Annotated in this window: 20 protein-coding genes and 1 pseudogene; 5 read left to right on the top strand and 16 right to left on the bottom strand. The window is 39.3% G+C overall.

Features of this window, described 5'->3' with window-relative positions:
- Positions 1-4: 4 nt before the first annotated feature.
- Positions 5-451 carry an AAA family ATPase gene (locus tag AC1M89_RS14365; protein WP_481592432.1) on the top strand — a complete coding sequence of 149 codons (447 nt, stop codon included), beginning with the start codon at positions 5-7 and terminating at the stop codon, positions 449-451.
- A gap of 35 nt (positions 452-486) precedes the next feature.
- On the opposite strand, the pseudogene AC1M89_RS14360 reads toward AC1M89_RS14365, so the two are convergent.
- From AC1M89_RS14360 to AC1M89_RS14310, 11 genes and pseudogenes are all read right to left on the bottom strand, one after another.
- Positions 487-1854: pseudogene (locus AC1M89_RS14360) on the bottom strand (NAD-dependent succinate-semialdehyde dehydrogenase).
- Positions 1855-2500: 646 nt separating this feature from the next.
- Positions 2501-2920 carry a F0F1 ATP synthase subunit epsilon gene (locus tag AC1M89_RS14355; RefSeq protein ID WP_035268205.1) on the bottom strand — a complete coding sequence of 140 codons (420 nt, stop codon included), beginning with the start codon at positions 2918-2920 and terminating at the stop codon, positions 2501-2503.
- A gap of 26 nt (positions 2921-2946) precedes the next feature.
- Positions 2947-4341 carry a F0F1 ATP synthase subunit beta gene (gene atpD, locus AC1M89_RS14350; protein WP_035268203.1) on the bottom strand — a complete coding sequence of 465 codons (1395 nt, stop codon included), beginning with the start codon at positions 4339-4341 and terminating at the stop codon, positions 2947-2949.
- Between the two features lie 26 nt (positions 4342-4367).
- Positions 4368-5237 carry a F0F1 ATP synthase subunit gamma gene (atpG, locus tag AC1M89_RS14345; RefSeq protein WP_035268202.1) on the bottom strand — a complete coding sequence of 290 codons (870 nt, stop codon included), beginning with the start codon at positions 5235-5237 and terminating at the stop codon, positions 4368-4370.
- A gap of 89 nt (positions 5238-5326) precedes the next feature.
- Positions 5327-6871, bottom strand: a complete 1545-nt coding sequence (gene atpA / locus AC1M89_RS14340) for a F0F1 ATP synthase subunit alpha (protein ID WP_481592431.1) — start codon at positions 6869-6871, stop codon at positions 5327-5329.
- A 47-nt stretch (positions 6872-6918) separates the two neighbouring features.
- Entirely contained in the window at positions 6919-7455 is a 537-nt protein-coding gene (locus AC1M89_RS14335) for a F0F1 ATP synthase subunit delta (RefSeq protein WP_035268194.1), read from the bottom strand.
- A gap of 11 nt (positions 7456-7466) precedes the next feature.
- Entirely contained in the window at positions 7467-7937 is a 471-nt protein-coding gene (locus AC1M89_RS14330; protein ID WP_035268191.1) for a F0F1 ATP synthase subunit B, read from the bottom strand.
- Positions 7938-7975: 38 nt separating this feature from the next.
- A complete protein-coding gene (gene atpE, locus AC1M89_RS14325; protein WP_035268188.1) occupies positions 7976-8230 on the bottom strand; it encodes a F0F1 ATP synthase subunit C in 255 nt (84 codons plus the stop codon).
- A gap of 80 nt (positions 8231-8310) precedes the next feature.
- Entirely contained in the window at positions 8311-9186 is an 876-nt protein-coding gene (gene atpB, locus AC1M89_RS14320; protein WP_035268181.1) for a F0F1 ATP synthase subunit A, read from the bottom strand.
- 111 nt (positions 9187-9297) lie between these two features.
- A complete protein-coding gene (locus AC1M89_RS14315) occupies positions 9298-9690 on the bottom strand; it encodes an ATP synthase subunit I (RefSeq protein WP_035268179.1) in 393 nt (130 codons plus the stop codon).
- 169 nt (positions 9691-9859) lie between these two features.
- Positions 9860-10702, bottom strand: coding sequence for a metal ABC transporter solute-binding protein, Zn/Mn family (locus AC1M89_RS14310; RefSeq protein ID WP_092767888.1), 843 nt, complete (start codon positions 10700-10702; stop codon positions 9860-9862).
- Positions 10703-10840: 138 nt separating this feature from the next.
- Between AC1M89_RS14310 and AC1M89_RS14305 the strand changes: the two genes are divergently transcribed.
- Genes AC1M89_RS14305 through znuB form a run of 3 tightly spaced genes read left to right on the top strand, consistent with a single transcriptional unit; the run spans position 10841 to position 12903 of the window.
- Entirely contained in the window at positions 10841-11332 is a 492-nt protein-coding gene (locus tag AC1M89_RS14305) for a transcriptional repressor (RefSeq protein WP_035268172.1), read from the top strand.
- A complete protein-coding gene (znuC, locus tag AC1M89_RS14300) occupies positions 11311-12099 on the top strand; it encodes a zinc ABC transporter ATP-binding protein ZnuC (RefSeq protein WP_035268168.1) in 789 nt (262 codons plus the stop codon). The genes AC1M89_RS14305 and znuC overlap by 22 nt, the downstream gene beginning before the upstream one ends.
- Before the next feature lie 3 nt (positions 12100-12102).
- Complete coding sequence (gene znuB / locus AC1M89_RS14295) at positions 12103-12903, top strand: zinc ABC transporter permease subunit ZnuB (RefSeq protein ID WP_481592430.1); 801 nt, start codon at positions 12103-12105, stop codon at positions 12901-12903.
- A gap of 17 nt (positions 12904-12920) precedes the next feature.
- Here the strand turns inward: znuB and AC1M89_RS14290 are convergent, their stop codons facing one another.
- Positions 12921-13307, bottom strand: a complete 387-nt coding sequence (locus tag AC1M89_RS14290) for a hypothetical protein (RefSeq protein ID WP_481614378.1) — start codon at positions 13305-13307, stop codon at positions 12921-12923.
- Between the two features lie 129 nt (positions 13308-13436).
- Positions 13437-14057 carry a LysE family transporter gene (locus AC1M89_RS14285; RefSeq protein WP_035270804.1) on the bottom strand — a complete coding sequence of 207 codons (621 nt, stop codon included), beginning with the start codon at positions 14055-14057 and terminating at the stop codon, positions 13437-13439.
- A 160-nt stretch (positions 14058-14217) separates the two neighbouring features.
- Between AC1M89_RS14285 and AC1M89_RS14280 the strand changes: the two genes are divergently transcribed.
- On the top strand, positions 14218-15138 hold the full coding sequence (locus AC1M89_RS14280) for a Dyp-type peroxidase (protein WP_481595193.1): 921 nt from the start codon (positions 14218-14220) through the stop codon (positions 15136-15138).
- Positions 15139-15190: 52 nt separating this feature from the next.
- Here the strand turns inward: AC1M89_RS14280 and AC1M89_RS14275 are convergent, their stop codons facing one another.
- The 3 genes from AC1M89_RS14275 to AC1M89_RS14265 all read right to left on the bottom strand — a co-directional run.
- A complete protein-coding gene (locus AC1M89_RS14275) occupies positions 15191-15583 on the bottom strand; it encodes a hypothetical protein (protein WP_481595194.1) in 393 nt (130 codons plus the stop codon).
- Complete coding sequence (locus AC1M89_RS14270; RefSeq protein WP_481595195.1) at positions 15580-17334, bottom strand: glycoside hydrolase family 19 protein; 1755 nt, start codon at positions 17332-17334, stop codon at positions 15580-15582. The genes AC1M89_RS14275 and AC1M89_RS14270 overlap by 4 nt, the downstream gene beginning before the upstream one ends.
- The coding region (locus AC1M89_RS14265; RefSeq protein ID WP_481614377.1) for a DUF2345 domain-containing protein at positions 17327-17928 on the bottom strand (602 nt) is incomplete at its 5' end. The genes AC1M89_RS14270 and AC1M89_RS14265, both read right to left, overlap by 8 nt.

Genomic DNA, 17928 nt, shown 5'->3' with positions numbered 1-17928 from the left:
AACCATGCAACTGATCATCTTCACTGGAGTTCAAGCTTCAGGCAAATCAAGCTACTATCTTTTACATTTGGCGCATTCACATTTAAGAATTAACTTAGACATGCTAAAAACTCGCCATCGGGAAAACATGATCTTTGAAGCATGTCTAGCCTCTAAAACCAAAACGGTGATCGACAATACCAACCCAACCAAAGCAGACCGTGCTCGTTATATTCAACGTGCCAAAGCAGCAGGTTTTGAAGTGATTTCATATTACTTTGAAACAGATTTGAAAAGTACGCTAGAACGCAATGGTCAACGAAGCGGTAAAGCCAATATTCCTGAAGTCGGTGTTCGAGCAACATATAAGAAGTTAGAAGTACCTGATTTTGAGGAAGGGTTTGATGAAATACATCATATTAAGATAAAAGGTGCAGGTGAATATCACCATTTAATCTTAGACTCCAAATAATAAAGCGACCCGAAGATCGCTTTATTTCAAAGACTCTATTGTTTCACCACCACTAATTTTTTTTGTACAAATTCATGAAAACCTAAATCTGCCAGTTCATGACCATAACCAGAATTCTTTACGCCACCAAATGGTAATTCTGGAGCTGTATCCGTTAACCAATTGATCCACACCATTCCTGTTTCAATTCTCGAAGCTAATTTTTTTGCACGCTCTATGTCTTGAGAGTGAATGACACCCCCAAGACCATAATTAGAATCATTGGCGATTTCAACGATTTCATCCTCATTTTCCGCAACATAAATCTGAGCAACTGGCCCAAAGAATTCTTCGTACCAAGCCTCATTATCTCGACTAATATTTTCTAAAATTGTCGGCTCATAGAAATAACCATCATGATCAATTGCTTTTCCACCAATAACCAATGATGCACCCTGCTGAACTGCTTTATCCACTTGTTTAATCAAGTTTTTAAGCGCACTTTCCGATGAGAGTGGTCCCAGTGTGGTACTACGGTCTAATGGGTCGCCAATTTTCAGCGCTTTAAATGCTTCAATTAAACCCGTTCTAAACTGATCAGCGATGTCTTTATGCAAAATAAATCGTTTTGCTGCAGTACACACCTGCCCTGTATTATTTACACGTGCTTTACAACCAATCTCAATCGCTTTGTTTAAGTCCGCATCATCCAGCACGATAAAGACATCATTCCCACCCAATTCAAGCGTAGACTTTTTAATGTGTTTGCCTGCTTGCGCAGCGACCGCACTACCCGCTCCTTATGAACCAGTTAATGCAACACCACGCACACGTTTGTCTGCAATAATATCTGAGACTTGATCGGTATTGATAAATAGATTAGTCCAAACACCTTTAGGCGCTCCTGCTTCTAATACAAGTTTTTCAAATGCTTCAGCACATTGCGGAACGATACCTGCATGTTTGGCCAATACTGGATTTCCAATACCACAGTTTGGTGCAAATACACGGACCAATTGATAAAATGGGAAATTCCATGGTTCGACAGCCATGATAATAACTAATGGATGATGCTCCACCCAAGCTTCACCTAACTCAGTTTTATAGGGGACTGATTTCAGAAATTGTTCAGTATTTTTTGCATAGTACTCAGCAATTTGAGCACAGGATTCGATTTCACCTTCACTTTGCTCAATGAGCTTACCCATATCTAAAGTAATGAGTTTGGCTAATTCACTCTTTTTCTCTCTAAATAATGCTGCCAAACGTTGTAAAACTTTTACGCGATCATCTACATTTTTTACCCAATCTGATTTAAGAATAGATTCGGCTGAATCCAAAGCACGATCAATATCTTGTTGTTGGTGTGATGGATATTCTTTGTATACAGTATTGGTAAATGGGTTAATGGATTGATAACTCATAATTCTTCCCTTCATGCCAATAAATTTATTAATGCTTTGGATCAAAACAATCCTTCATTATCAAACATGAAAATAATTTATTACCCTCATGCTTACTTATCCAAGCTATCATTAAAATCTTTGAAAAAGGATGAATATTACACAATCTCTCAGTCTGTTACTTAACTATTGAATTTCAGATAACATTCATAAAAAAACCACCCTTACAGGTGGTTTTTCAATCTTGAACTGTCTTTTATTGAGCGAGGTTTTTGATTTGATTTACCATTATGAAATTAATTTTTTTTCTCAGAAAACGAATTAGTGATTTTAAATCATGTGTTTTTCTAAAAAAGTTCGGATTTTCAATTAACTGATACATGAAATAAAATGCTAGAAAAAACTTAGAAATATCTGAAATGAAATGTAAATTTCCTTGTGTCAAATTAGATATTGCTAAACACATAAAAAAAACTAACTGTAACATTAGTACAATTATTGAAATTATTTTTATGACAGGATTATCCACAATAGAATCATTGATTGTTTTCATTGTAAAACCCTTAACTTATTATCAGTAAATTATGTTTAGCACAAGTTTTTCAAACTTACAATAACCCATAAAAAAACCACCCTTTCGGGTGGTTTTTCAATCTCGAACCCTCTCTTATTGAGCGCGGTTTTTGATTTTGCGGATGGTTTCCAACTGTGCAGCTGTTTCTGCAAGCGCAGCCAAAGCAGCAGCAGCGTCCAAATCGCTCTTTTGATTTGCTAACAAAGTTTCAGCATTTTTACGTGCTTCAACGATTGCAGCTTCATCTAAATTTTCTGCACGGACTGCAGTATCTGCAAGAACCGTAACAACGTGCGGTTGAACTTCAAGAACACCACCAGATACATAGATTAATTCTTCTGTACCATTCTCCAACTGAACGCGAATCGCGCCCGGTTGAAGTAAAGTTACTAGTGGAGCATGGCCAGGCATAATACCTAACTCACCACCAGCACCTTTAGCAATTAGCATAGTTACAGTGCCTGAGTACAAAGACTCTTTAACACTTACAACGTCACATTGCATAGTCGCCATGAGAACCTCCTAAATTAGGTAGCTAATTAAAGTTTCTCGGCTTTAGCAATAACTTCGTCAATACCACCAACCATATAGAACGCTTGTTCTGGGATGTGATCGTATTCACCAGCTAGAAGACCTTTAAAGCCACGAATAGTTTCTTTAAGCGGTACAAGTTTACCAGGAGCACCAGTAAACACTTCTGCTACGTGGAACGGTTGAGAGAAGAAACGTTGGATCTTACGTGCACGGTATACAGTAAGCTTGTCTTCTTCTGACAATTCGTCCATACCAAGAATTGCGATAATGTCTTTCAATTCTTTATAACGTTGAAGAACGTTTTGAACTGAACGAGCGATTTCGTAATGCTCAGTACCAACAACTAATGGATCTAATTGACGTGAAGTAGAGTCAAGTGGATCGATCGCAGGGTAAATACCTTGTGAAGCGATGTCACGGCTCAATACAACTGTCGCATCTAAGTGAGCGAACGTAGTCGCTGGAGATGGATCCGTTAAGTCATCGGCAGGTACGTATACAGCTTGGATAGATGTAATCGAACCAGACTTAGTAGAAGTAATACGTTCTTGAAGAACACCCATCTCTTCTGCAAGTGTCGGTTGGTAACCTACTGCAGATGGCATACGGCCTAGAAGTGCTGATACTTCAGTACCTGCTAGTGTATAACGGTAGATGTTGTCTACGAACAATAATACGTCACGGCCTTTACCGTTTTCGTCTTTTTGATCACGGAAGTACTCAGCCATAGTAAGACCAGTTAACGCTACGCGTAAACGGTTACCTGGTGGCTCGTTCATCTGACCGTAAACCATTGCTACTTTGTCAAGAACGTTAGAGTCTTTCATCTCGTGATAGAAGTCGTTACCTTCACGAGTACGCTCACCAACACCAGCGAATACAGATAAACCTGAGTGCGCTTTAGCGATGTTGTTGATCAACTCCATCATGTTTACAGTTTTACCAACACCGGCACCACCGAACAGACCAACTTTACCACCTTTAGCGAACGGGCAAAGTAAGTCAATGACTTTAATACCAGTTTCTAAAAGGTCAGTAGAAGCAGCTTGTTCTGCATAAGAAGGCGCTTGACGGTGAATCGGTAAACGCTCTTCAGTTGCAACAGGACCAGCTTCATCGATCGGGCGACCAAGAACGTCCATGATACGACCAAGCGTCGCTGGACCAACTGGTACAGAGATCGGAGCGTTAGTGTTAGTTACGTTCAAACCACGCTTAAGACCTTCTGTAGATCCCATCGCAATTGTACGTACAACGCCGTCACCAAGTTGTTGCTGAACTTCTAATGTAGTTTCAGTGCCATCAACCTGAAGAGCGTCATAGATCTTAGGAACACTGTTGCGTTCAAACTCGACGTCGATAACCGCGCCGATGATCTGAATGATACGACCGCTACTCATTGCTGTCTCCTCAATTCAAAATAATGTTAAACGGCAGCGGCACCACCAACGATCTCAGAAATTTCCTGAGTAATCGCGGCTTGACGCAGCTTGTTATAAATAAGTTGTAGGTTCTTGATCAATTCACCCGCGTTATCCGTTGCAGCTTTCATTGCAACCATACGAGCAGATTGCTCACACGCGATGTTTTCGATCACACCTTGGTATACCACAGACTCGATATAACGAACCAATAAACCATTTAAAAGCTCTTCAGCTTCTGGTTCATAAATATAATCCCAACCGTATTGGCGGTTAAGAGTCTTGTCATCTTCAGCAGCTGCTAAAGGAACAAGTTGTTCGATTTTTTGATTTTGAGTCATGGCATTCACAAAGCCGTTAGACACCAAATAAATGCGATCTAATTCGCCTTTATCGTATGCATCCAACATGACTTGTACAGAACCAGACAACTGTTCAAGACTTGGAGTGTCACCCACTTGAGTGGTTGCACCAAGTACTTTACCGCCGTAGTTTTTAAAAAACGAAACCGCTTTTTGACCAATCAAAGCAAATTGAACTTCAATTGACTGCTCTTGTTGCTGTTGAACGTGTTTTACCACTTTCTTGAACAAGTTAATGTTCAAACCACCAGCAAGACCGCGATCTGATGACACGATGATATAGCCAACGCGCTTAACTGGGCGTTCAACCATATAACGATGTTTATATTCAGGGTTCGCTTGTACTAAATGAGCAATTACACGGTGCATATTTTCGGCATACGGACGGCCCTGAGCCATGCGCTCTTGCGCACGACGCATCTTAGAAGCTGCTACCATCTGCATCGCGCGAGTAATTTTCTGCGTGCTTTTGATACTAGCTACTTTGGCGCGAATTTCTTTTAAATTTGCCATACGCTTAACCTAGTATTCGAAGGCCCTTTCGAGCCCTCGAAGGTTGATTCCGTGAACCAAACCGACACTAAATTTCAACAGTTTGAAAATTAGTAAGTTTGAGTCGCTTTAAAGCTTTCAATACCAGCTTTGAATGCTGCTTCGATGTCTTTGTTCCAATCACCAGTTTCATCGATCTGTTGCATTAACGCAGCATGTTCAGAACGGAAGTAAGAAATTAATGCAGCATCAAAGTCTACAATTTTCTTCACTTCTACGTCAGCCATGTAGCCTTCGTTAGATGCATATACAGACACAGCTTGGTCAGCAATTGAATATGGAGCATATTGTTTTTGCTTCATTAATTCAGTTACACGTTGACCATGCTCAAGTTGCTTACGAGTTGCTTCATCAAGGTCAGAAGCGAACTGAGCAAACGCAGCCAATTCACGATATTGTGCTAAAGCAGTACGGATACCACCAGACAATTTTTTGATGATCTTAGTTTGAGCAGAACCACCAACACGAGATACAGAGATACCCGCGTTCACAGCAGGACGAATACCTGCGTTGAATAATGATGTTTCTAAGAAGATCTGACCATCAGTAATCGAAATTACGTTCGTTGGTACGAATGCAGATACGTCACCCGCTTGAGTTTCAATAATCGGTAATGCAGTTAATGAACCAGTTTGGCCTTTAACTTCACCGTTAGTGAATTTCTCAACATAGTCAGCAGATACTCGAGAAGCACGTTCAAGTAGACGACTATGAAGATAGAATACGTCACCTGGATACGCTTCACGACCTGGTGGACGGCGTAAAAGCAATGAAATTTGACGATACGCAACTGCTTGTTTAGATAAGTCATCATAAATGATTAACGCATCTTCACCGCGGTCACGGAAGTATTCGCCCATTGTACAGCCAGAGTACGGAGCAAGGAAAAGCATTGCTGCTGGATCCGCTGCCGCTGCTGCTACAACAGTCGTATACGCCATAGCGCCAGTTTCTTCTAACTTACGTACAACGTTTGCGATAGTTGATTGTTTTTGACCAACTGCAACGTAAATACATTTAATGCCAGAATTCTTCTGTGCGATGATCGCATCGATCGCCATTGCTGTTTTACCAGTTTGACGGTCACCGATGATTAATTCACGTTGGCCACGACCAACTGGAATCATTGTATCAACTGATTTATAACCAGTTTGTACAGGCTCATCTACCGATTGACGCCAAATTACGCCTGGTGCAACTTTTTCAACTGCATCAGTTAATTTTGCATCAATTGGGCCTTTACCATCAATTGGGTTACCCAAAGCATCTACTACACGGCCTAAAAGTTCTGGACCAACCGGAACTTCTAATACACGACCTGTGCAACGAGCTTTTTGACCTTCTTGAAGGCTTAAGTAGTTACCTAAAACAACGACGCCCACTGAATCCTGTTCTAGGTTCAGTGCCATACCGTATAAGCCGCCGTCGAATTCGATCATTTCACCGTACATTGCATCAGCAAGGCCGTGAATACGCACAATACCGTCGGAAACCATAACAATGGTTCCTTCGTTCTTAGCGGTCGCGCTGGTGTCCAGATCGCCGATACGCTGTTTAATGAGCGCACTGATCTCGGATGGATTCAGTTGTTGCATTGCGCTATACCTCAATCTTTATTAAGTTCAGTCTTCTTTTTACGCAATTATGCAAGAAGACGAGTCCGCATTTTTTCAAGCTTATTAAGCGCAGAATCATCTATCACTTGGTCGCCTGCACGAATAACAACACCCGCGATTAACGCTGGGTTAACTTCTACTGAAACATTTACAGCTGCGTTGAAACGTTTCTCTAACGCAGATGCAAGTAATTGCTCTTGTTCAGCAGAAAGTGGTAATGCAGATTCAATCACGACATCTACCACATTGTTATTTTGTGATTTAAGAAGTTCGTACTCTGCTTCAATCTCAGGTAACAAAGTTAAACGATCATTTTCAGCCAAAAGTGTCAAAAAGTTAGACACTTCAGCAGTTTGATCTGCACCTAAAACCTTAGCAAATAAACTTACTTGCTCCACAGGAGTAAGCTCAGGGCGACTCAAGTAAGCGGAAAATGCTTCATCTTGCACCGCAGCACTAAGCACTTGTAACACATTTGACCAATTGTCAGTTGCACCTTGCTCAGAAGCGAAAGCAAATGCTGCTTTAGCGTACGGGCGTGCTAACGTCAAGAGTTCAGCCATAATCGCCTCGCTTAAAGTTTAGCAGCCAGCTGAGTAAGCATGGCATTGTGAGCTGCTTCATCAACTTGTTGGTTCAGAATTTTCTCTGCACCAGCAACAGCAAGAGCTGCAACTTGTTGACGTAATTCTTCACGAGCAGCATTGATCTCTGTGTCAACAGCTTCTTTCGCTTGTTGACGAATACGCTCACCTTCAGCAGATGCTTGAGTACGAGCTTCTTCAACCAATTGAGCCGCACGACGGTTCGCTTGTTCGATCAATTGAGCCGCTTGTGCTTTCGCTGCATCTAATTCAGCTTTAACTTGAGCTTGCGCATCTGCAAGATCAGCTTTCGCCTTTTCAGCTGCATTTAAGCCATCAGCAATTTTACGCTGACGCTCACTAATCGCATTGATTAGTGGAGGCCAAACGAATTTCATACAGAATGCGACAAAGATCGCAAACGCAATCGCTTGACCAAACAGAGTATAGTTAATATTCATTGCTATTCCTCAAATAGTTGATTTCGGAATTTAGCTAATTAACCTACTAGGCCGATGAACGGATTTGCAAAGATAATGAACAAACCAATACCAACACCGATCATAGGCACAGCATCAAGAAGACCCGCGATTAAGAACATACGAGTTTGAAGTTGTGGAGCCAATTCTGGTTGACGAGCAACAGCTTCAAGGAAGCGACCACCTAAAAGACCAAAACCGATCGCAGTACCTAAAGCACCGAACGCGATTAAAAGAGCAGCTGCAACAGCAGATAAGCCAACTACTAAATCCATGAAAAAATCCTCAGAGGTTGAGTTTAAATCAAACAAAAAAACTTTAGCCCAACTACATAGTGTAGTCGAGCAAATATTAATTAATGCTTCTCGCTAGCCATACTCATATACACGATCGTTAACATCATGAAGATGAATGCTTGTAACGTGATAACAAGAATATGGAAGATTGCCCAAGGCACAGACAACGCCCATTGAATCCAGAACGGTAATAATGCGATCAAAATGAAGATCAATTCACCCGCATACATGTTACCGAACAAACGGAGAGCCAATGAAATTGGACGCGCGATAAAAGTTACTAATTCAAGAAGAATATTTACTGGAATTAATAATGCTTTTAAAAATGGGTTACTTGGATTGAATGGGTTAAGCGCAAATTCTGCACCGAAACCGACAAGACCTTTTTCACGGATACTATAGAAAATAGTTAACGCAAATACTGATAACGCCATACCAAGGGTTACGTTAGGGTCAGTAGAAGGAACGATTTTGAAGTAAACATGATGCGGGTCGATACCGAATAGCCCACCAATTATGTGTTGAGCTGTATAAGGAATCCAGTCAACAGGGATAAGGTCCATCAAGTTCATGAGGAAAATCCACACGAAGATGGTAAGAGCTAGAGGCGCGATTAAACGTGATTTACCATGAAAGGTATCACGAACACTTGAGTCAACAAACTCAACGATCATTTCAATTGCAGCCTGGAACTTGGTCGGAACACCAGAGTTTGCAGCTTTCGCTACTAACCAGAACAACAAACAGAAAATGACGCCAAGGCCGATTGACCAACCCATAGAATCCAAGTGAATAGCAGTGAACCCCATCTCTTTCGCTTCTTCAGCAGTCTCAGCTAACTTCCACGTACCATCTGGTGCTTTACCATAGGTCATGTTCGTTAAGTGATGCTGAATATACTCAGACGAGGTAAGGGTATGTTCTTCAGCAGCCATAAATCACACCTGGTTAATGTCAAATACAAATTAGAGTTAACGAATATCGCGTGCTGCTTGATATCTCGTTAAACATCTAAAAAACTTTTCAATTTTTCGTTGCAATTCAACTCATTTTGATAGACGCGACGCCCAAAAAGGTGCGACCCACGACATGGTCTGAACGAGTATGAAACCACAAAACAATGCGACCGCTGACAACGGTTTCACATTGATTAAAATCAAAATGAAGCCAACAATCACAATTCCAAACTTACCGAGCAACCCCCGATACATATTCGATAGAACCTGTTTCGAAGCTCTTGCACCTGCAGCTCTGAACGACTGCCATGAAAAATAACAACTGGCTAGCCAACATACGAATGCACCTAATGCTGCACTCAAAGCCGCAGTCGAGTCTTTCAAGACCCACGCTATCAAGGCTGAAACAGGTATCATACATGCTTGCAAGATGACTAAAGCTTTCGCTAATCGTCGGTCAATCAAGCGACTAGTTCGGCTCATTTATTATCCACTCACAGCAATAATGCTTGACAAGTTTAGCTGATGATTATTTTTAATCGCAGGCATTATAGAGTTACACCCCTGAACATGCAATCTTTTCCCGACCTAAGTCTGGTATTTTTAGATCGTTTATTGCTGAGCACTTATACAATTATCGGCTGTTTTTACATCACTTTTGTGCTTTTTCTACACATGCACGTACTTGTATCGCTAGAGTCTGCCATGCTGTTATAAAATTCTGGTGTTTAGCAAAACTCTCATCAACTGCGAGAAAATTCACATGACCTAGAGACTTATATTGATTCTTATTAGCTACAGTTTCAGCCAAAAGACACATCTTTTGCTGTGGGCGATTGTCTTTTAAATATTTGATTTGAGCAATTGTAGGTGCCATATGTGGGTCTTCTGTCATCGCACCAGCGAATTTTAGCAACAGCGCACGCTCCAAGTATTGGTATGCATCATGTAATGACCAATACGGCTGAACACCATGATTGAGTTTTACACTTTGTGAAGTTTTCAGCATCTCATGTGCAAAAAGTTTAGCATTACTCCAATACTTGTCTTTAAACTCAGGTTGTTGTTGTGAGCGTAATGCCGCTATAAAAAAGCCAATACGAACTGCATTATTTGGTTCTAACCATACATGAGTATCGACAGTTCCTTTTACTACGTCCCCTCGACTATTTCTAAGCGGCAATGTTTGCAATATTCCTGTATTCAATAAGGCAACTGCTTTAGAGTTTTTCGCCAAAATACTCTCTAATGGTGCTTCATGCGCTTTACCAAGCCAAATAACCAATCCTGCATCTTGAATTAATTTACGGTGCGCAGGGGTCAGATGAACATCATGCCCTGTTTGATTTTCTAGCAACAATTTTGGTTCTTCAATACCTTGAGTGATTTCTTTTGCAATCAAATACACTGGGTGTGTCGAAACCACCAAGGGTGCTTGTGCCCAAGCCAAGGTTGTGAATAATGCTGTAAAGCATAGTGCTAGCAGACGCAACATGAAATTAATTACCACTCGAATTTTGACGTTATAATATAACAAACAGTTAAAAATGCCTATGCTGTTCGTAAGTTGCAAGGTCTCATGATACTATTTATGAGATATCCCCTTCCCTTTTCGAAGTCTTGAGGTCAGTCCATGAGCGCATGTTCACACGAACATCATGATACTTTACACGGTGTGCATGATCACCCGAATGTTGAAGCTCGTTTATTAGAAGCTGAAGCAAGCTGCGCTGCTTCAGGTGCTAAATTGACTCCGCTTCGCAAAGAAGTTTTAGAGTTAATTTTAACGGCTTCAGGCCCTATGGGCGCTTATGACTTGTTGGCGAAATTGAAAGGTAATGCTGAACGTCCAGCAGCACCTCCAACTGTTTACCGCACCCTCGATTTTTTGCTCGAAAAAGGTTTTATTCATCGTTTAACTTCAATTAATGCCTATATTCCATGTTGCCATCCTCGTGCTGGACATCAAGCCGCTTTTCTCATTTGCTCTAAATGCAATACAGTGAAAGAGGCTTCAGCTCTTGGTTTGATTCAACAACTTGATCAATTGGCTTCGTCTGATCATTTTCAGGCTCAACATAGCATTATTGAGATTTCAGGATTATGTCAGCAGTGCTCTCAGTAAGTTCTGCATTGCCATTAATTGAACTGCAGCAAATTAATGTGCGAATTGATGAAAGAGACATTTTAAAGAATGTTGACTTTCAGATTCATGACAAAGAAATTATTACCCTCATTGGTCCCAATGGGGCGGGTAAATCTACGCTTATCAAAGTGATTCTCGGAATTGTGAAGGCCAATTCTGGTCAAATTAAACATCATAAAGCTTTAAAACTTGCTTACGTCCCTCAAAAGTTCAATCCATCCCACAGCTTGCCACTTCGAGTGAAAGATTTACTTGATTTAGAAAAGTGTGATCTTGCGATTAAACAAGAAATTATTCGAGATACTGGGATCATAAAATTACAAGATTCGAAAGTCCAACAGCTGTCTGGTGGGGAACGCCAGCGTGTACTTTTAGCACGCGCTCTACTGCGTCAACCCAACTTATTGGTACTCGATGAACCGATGCAAGGTTTAGATATTCAATCTGAAGCTGAACTTTATGATTATGTTCGAAGTCTACCTGAGCGCTACGGTTGCTCGATCTTAATCGTCTCTCATGATTTGCAGTGGGTGATGCAAGGTACACAGCGTGTGGTATGCCTCAATAAACATATATGTTGTAGCGGTTTGCCTGAAAATATTCAACAAGACCCTGAGTATCAAGCTATTTTCGGCACTAATCGAGTGTTCTACCAACATCATCACGATCATTGTGCACATGGTGATACAGCAACGCCATGTCAACACGATCCTCGTCCTCATATTCATCCAGAACCGGAAGCTTAGATCATGATGGAATGGTTACAACTTCTATTACCTGCATGGATTATGGGAACATTGTTAGTGTTTCTAACTGCACCGCTTGGTTGTCTTATGTTATGGCGTCGTATGTCATTCTTTGCAGACACAATGGCGCATGGAACTCTCTTGGGTGTGGCGATTGCTGGCTTACTCACCCTCCCCTTATGGATGGGGGTTACGTTTACCGCGTTACTCTTGGTCGCAGTCCTTTGGGTATTGCATGATCCTCGCCTGCCCAACGATGCATTACTTGCGTTATGTTCAGCAACGCTGCTTTGCTCAGGACTATTGGTCATCCAACACCTCCCTGCGCTAAGACCTGAGTTGCTGAGTTATTTATTTGGCGATCTTTTAACAATATCTTGGTCCGACTTACCGACATTTGCAGTGGTGATTGTCATTGCACTCTCTGTGCTCTATAAAAGTTGGCAATCTCAAATTCAAATTGCGATTGATCCTGATATTGCGGTAAGTGAAGGTGTGAATGCGAAATGGCAGCGCCTTATTTTTATGCTGCTTCTTGCCTTATTTACAGTACTAGCGTTACGTGCAGTAGGTTCATTACTCATGGGTGCTTTATTGGTTATACCTGCATTAACCGCAAGACTTTTAGCACATTCACCTAAACACATGGTGCTATGGTCTTTTATTGTGGCTCAAGTTGGTGTGACTGTGGGCTTATGGTCGAGTGCAGGTTTAAATATTGCGACAGGTTTAAGCATTGTATTAACCATGGCAATCGTATTTGCTGTGATTTTTATCATTCAAAAATTTAAAAAAATAGCCTGATTTATTTGGGCTATTCATTAATCTTGCTTCTTTATAAAATATTTATGAAGACAGAGAAAGATATAACAAGAGAATAAAAAAACCACCATAACCAATACATTAATGAGGCCTTTTATCCATATCACATGCCAAAAGCCAAAAAAGGTCTCAGGCATAAACCAATATTCAACAATATAGAAAGGCAACCATTCGAATAGTAAACCGATTGCAGCCGTGATAAATAAGACCACATTAATCCACATCAAATAAACCATTTGTTTGAAAAACATCTTATATTGCGAAGTATCATCCACAATCATTTTTTTTATAAGGGTGGTGATCAAAGTTAAAATCACTGTAAGACCAAATGTGGCGCATATGCCAACACCCGCGCCCCACATCACAAACTTGATCCATTCCCACACACTTTCAGGCTGTAAATAAAAATACGCCCAGATATAGGGAGTTGAAATTAAGCCGAGCCCCAACAGAATAGTCAAAAATAATATTATAATTTTCAATAAAATAACCCTAACTCGTTATTTCATTGTGTCTTATTGATGAACTAAACTCAATAAAAAAGCCGCACCTGCAAATAAACCTGCAAAGGTACGATTCATCACTTTTTGCTGACGAGGTGATTTAAGTAAACGCAATACCTTCGCTGCAAGACCTGTATATCCAGCCATAACGATAAGATCGATAGCAATCATTGTACAAGCCATGATGAGATATTGTGGCCATTGAGGCTTTGAAAGATCCAGAAACTGTGGCAATACTGCCAATAAGAATACAATTGCTTTTGGATTACTCATATTGACAAAGAAACCGCTGATTACTAGCTTCATCGCTGACTTTTGCTTTAAATCAGTGTGAATTTCGATGGACTGCACTGGGGCTTTCCACTGTAAATATGCTAAATATAATAAATACCCAACCCCAAACCATTTGACGATCAAAAATGCCAAAGGAGTCGTAGCAAAAAGTACGCCTGCTCCCGCAGCGACAACTCCAATTTGAACCAAAAGTGCAAGCTGCAGACCAATTGCATTCCAATAACCTCGTTTGAATCCATAATTCAAACCACTAGACATTGATGCAATAGCACCTGCACCAGGCGAAATACTAATAACCCAACATGCAAGCATGTAGGCAAACCACATTTGATAAGACATAACGATTTGGGAGATTTATTTTGATGAGATTATATGACAATTCGACTTTTTTAAGATTTAAAATTTGAATGTTTTTTTAAACGTCTGTCTGTTCAGCACTATGATGATCAGGCACAATGTGATCAGCAAAATTAGGATATTATAATTTCAGGAGCCATGAATGACTTCCCAATCCGTAATCTTACCATTACCCTCAGATCATGCTCGCTTTATCACTTTGCGTTTAAAAGATTTATCAATAGATCAACTAAAAGAAAAACTTGAAGATCTCTTTACGACTCGTGATCGCTTAATTACTCAACATCCTCATGCTCAAATTAAAACTGCGGTGGCTTTTGGACCAGAACTTTGGTCACAACTCTACCCTCACCAACCAGAAGGTTTTAAACAGCTTGAACCAATTCAAGGCTCTTTCACCATGCCTGTGGTCCCTGCTGATGTTTTGATCCATATCGCAGCACAGCGTACTGATATTTGCTTTGCCTTAAGCCAAGCTTTTTTTGAAGGAATTCAGGATTTGGTTGAGGTTTTAGATGAGCGCGTGTGCTTCCGAAATTTTGATGGTCGAGATTTAACTGGTTTTATTGATGGCACCGAAAACCCTCAATTTCCAGATGATCGTGCTGAAACAGCTTTACTAGGTGAAAATACAGGAATTTTCACTGATGGCTCATTCGTTTTTGCTCAACGTTATCGTCATGATCTAGATAAATGGAAAAAACTTAAAGTTGATGCACAAGAGCAAGTGATTGGGCGCACCAAACTCGAAAGCATAGAGCTTGATGACGATGTTAAACCTGACAATGCACATGTGGCTCGAACCGTTGTTGAAGATGATGAAGGTGAGGAGCTTGAAATTCTTCGTCATTCTTTACCGTATGGCGATGGACGTGGTGATCAAGGTTTGTATTTTATCGCTTATACGAAAGATTTAACACGTATTGATCGTATGCTGACACGTATGTTTGGAACTAGTGGCGATGGTATTCATGATCGCTTATTGCACTTTGTTGCGCCTTTAGACGGAGCTTATTATTTTGCCCCAAGTGAAGAGTTGCTAGAAAAGGTATTGGAAGATTAAACAATAGAAAGCCGACGAGAGTCGGCTTTATTAATATTACAATCACTAAATACTACAAGCAGTTAATATCCTTGATTTCTAAAGATATTTTATTGAATTGAGTTATTTTCTTTGTCTTAAAATTCTTATAAGTAACATCGTATAATAAATACCCTTGAGACATAAATGTATATTGCCCTGAAACTTTACCATTTATAATTTCATTCATTGTACGGTAGATTTCAGGTTTAGAGTTTTCACCCATATCTTCCTCTACAGTCTTAACTGGTTTAGATATCTTTATATTCTTTAAATAAGGATAATATTTTACATATTGTAAATTAGGGTAGTCACTTGGTATCAGTAAAACTGTATTCTTATTTGAAAAACAATAATAATCATTACTTTTTGAATAGCTTTGAGTACAAGATACGAGAATAAAATAAATAAATAAGATTTTTTTCACAGTTCTTCTAACCTTTTAGTAGCTAATAATTTTGCTGCATCCGCACTATAGCCATATCGCTTACGACTTATTGTGTTACCCTTTTTATCCTTTGTAGTACCAAAAGGATATGCTTGATCTTTGCTCATTTCAAGGAATCGAGCATATCCTTTTTTTGCTTGCTCTACATTTTTTGATTTTCCCTTTTTATTGGCTTGAGGATCATTCCATAATCCCCACCCAAAACACTCACCTGCCCTCTTAGAGTAAATATAACTTTGTTCAAAAGAAGTATAATCATCTAAGCGTCTTACAACTTCCTGTTCAATGTTAGTACATTTTTTAATTTTAAATGCATCTACTGCCTTTTTATAATAAGACAACCTATCATCAAATCCATTATATCCTCCATTAATTAATGCACAGGTCGCGATTAGATCATTTTTTATAGCATGCGGTGATAAATTCCCTGCTTTAGAGTGATGCCAATACCAAACTGCTGATCCAACTGCATGTTTTTTTTCCTTAGCAATTCGATGTTTATTATTTTCTGTGAAATCTTCATTAACAGCCTTTCCATAACCCTCATAATTTGACTTGTACGTAATCTGCATCAAACCACGTCCTTTGTAACCATCATAAACACTACTCTCCGGCTTTCCTCCTAATCCTTCTTCTAGAAGACGATAGCCAGCAGTCTCATGTAATGTATGTGCGATAAAGTGAGCTTTTTCTAAGCAATTATTCATGTTAAGTTTCTTAAATTGCTCATTAAGATCGCTTAAGAACTCTAATGCAGTAGAACTATTTGTTATTGTTTTAAATTCACTAATTGTAATATCCCTATTACATGCACATTCACCACTATTTAGCGTTCTAGTAACATTTGGATCTCCTTGAGCAGTATTCCCATTAGATATATCAACATCTAAATGTAATTCAACAGGACTTTCTTTAACTCTTTTTGCGAAGTAGTTAACAGGCTCCAATGCTTTGCCATCAGGTTTAAAAACAGTGAATCTCAACTGCTGACCTACCATTGTTATAAGTGGCATTTTACCATTTGATATAGATAAAATTTGCTTTTGACCTGAATGAACTAATAGCATTTCAACTTTTGTCTTTTGAACTAAAAAATCACTCCCATCTCGATCCAACAAGTGCAAAATAGATGTACTTTTAAACTTTTCATAAGAATCATCTAATTTAATTATAATCGGTTGTAATGAACCATTTTTTGAATTAACTGAACTTTTCACAACAAATTGATCATTTGGCTTTAGCACTAAAACTTCAATATCTCTATTACGAGAAGATACTACCTCCACAATACCATGTTGATTAGTGTAACGTTCATAAGAAGAAGCCCTTCCCTTAGGTCTTGATTTAACAGGAAAGTTAGTCATAACTTTATCGTTGCTATCAACAATTTTAAATAAAGTAACCACCATACCATTATCAGGTTTTGATAATAACCTGGTTTGATATTCTTCGAGAGTTTTTGGTAATTTGATTATTATTGGCAATTTAGTTGAAGACTTGATTGAGCTATTTACCGTTTTAAAAATAGTATATCTTTCAGAGTTTGGAGGTTTTACAAGAATTTCTACAGTTCTATTTGGAGATGCCTGAAAAATAAATAACCCATTAGAGTCTGTTTTCTGACTATTTGCTCTAGAAGAGCCTTTATACCTAGACTGTACATTTAAATTAATTAAATATCGACCAGAATGATCATAAAATTTAGCTACAAGTGTGACTAAATTACTCATCTTCTAAATCCTCTTTAGCATAAACACTATCAAAATCTACTGACTCATTGAAATCATCTATTTCTTCTAGTAATTCATCTATATTTTCTTCAACTTGACCCTTCTGTTTTAAAGTTACATAGTTAGAATTAAAGCCTAAAGCTACGAAACTCTCTGACTCTGATGTATAAAAACGTAAAGAGCTAATTTCTTTTTCACTATCTAAAAATCCAAAATTAGTTTTTAATAAATTGTCATTATTTTTATTTAGAACGTAGATTTCCTTTTTACCTAATGAGCTTTTTCCCCACTTATAATCCACTTGATTACTATAAGGAGTTTGTATCTTTGGTAAAGCATACTTTTCAGAAATAATATTTGCCCCCCTTGTAAATAAATGCTGTCCAGCTTTGACTTCAAACTTGCCAGCTGTGGTAGGTAAAACTCCCGAACTGCTAATTTCAATCTGTGAGCCGCCCCCGATCAACACTATTTTTTTTGCCGCTTTAATTTCAATTCGATCTTCCGTCGAAATAATCTGCACACCCTTTCTTGCAATCAGATCAGCACCATCCCCTTGCGCTTGAATCTCAATCTTGCCTTTGCCTGCATAGA

It is taken from the genome of Acinetobacter sp. ANC_7635, assembly GCF_056779945.1.
This window is presented reverse-complemented; position numbering and strand designations above follow the sequence as displayed.

Coding starts and splice junctions, on each gene's coding strand:
- AC1M89_RS14365 (WP_481592432.1), top strand. CDS start 5: ATGCAACTGATCATCTTCACTGGAGTTCAAGCTTCAGGCAAATCAAGC.
- AC1M89_RS14280 (WP_481595193.1), top strand. CDS start 14,218: ATGACTTCCCAATCCGTAATCTTACCATTACCCTCAGATCATGCTCGC.
- atpA (WP_481592431.1), bottom strand. CDS start 6,871: ATGCAACAACTGAATCCATCCGAGATCAGTGCGCTCATTAAACAGCGT.
- atpD (WP_035268203.1), bottom strand. CDS start 4,341: ATGAGTAGCGGTCGTATCATTCAGATCATCGGCGCGGTTATCGACGTC.
- AC1M89_RS14270 (WP_481595195.1), bottom strand. CDS start 17,334: ATGAGTAATTTAGTCACACTTGTAGCTAAATTTTATGATCATTCTGGT.
- znuC (WP_035268168.1), top strand. CDS start 11,311: ATGTCAGCAGTGCTCTCAGTAAGTTCTGCATTGCCATTAATTGAACTG.
- AC1M89_RS14355 (WP_035268205.1), bottom strand. CDS start 2,920: ATGGCGACTATGCAATGTGACGTTGTAAGTGTTAAAGAGTCTTTGTAC.
- atpB (WP_035268181.1), bottom strand. CDS start 9,186: ATGGCTGCTGAAGAACATACCCTTACCTCGTCTGAGTATATTCAGCAT.
- znuB (WP_481592430.1), top strand. CDS start 12,103: ATGATGGAATGGTTACAACTTCTATTACCTGCATGGATTATGGGAACA.
- AC1M89_RS14305 (WP_035268172.1), top strand. CDS start 10,841: ATGAGCGCATGTTCACACGAACATCATGATACTTTACACGGTGTGCAT.
- atpE (WP_035268188.1), bottom strand. CDS start 8,230: ATGGATTTAGTAGTTGGCTTATCTGCTGTTGCAGCTGCTCTTTTAATC.
- atpG (WP_035268202.1), bottom strand. CDS start 5,237: ATGGCAAATTTAAAAGAAATTCGCGCCAAAGTAGCTAGTATCAAAAGC.
- AC1M89_RS14315 (WP_035268179.1), bottom strand. CDS start 9,690: ATGAGCCGAACTAGTCGCTTGATTGACCGACGATTAGCGAAAGCTTTA.
- AC1M89_RS14330 (WP_035268191.1), bottom strand. CDS start 7,937: ATGAATATTAACTATACTCTGTTTGGTCAAGCGATTGCGTTTGCGATC.
- AC1M89_RS14335 (WP_035268194.1), bottom strand. CDS start 7,455: ATGGCTGAACTCTTGACGTTAGCACGCCCGTACGCTAAAGCAGCATTT.
- AC1M89_RS14285 (WP_035270804.1), bottom strand. CDS start 14,057: ATGTCTTATCAAATGTGGTTTGCCTACATGCTTGCATGTTGGGTTATT.
- AC1M89_RS14310 (WP_092767888.1), bottom strand. CDS start 10,702: ATGTTGCGTCTGCTAGCACTATGCTTTACAGCATTATTCACAACCTTG.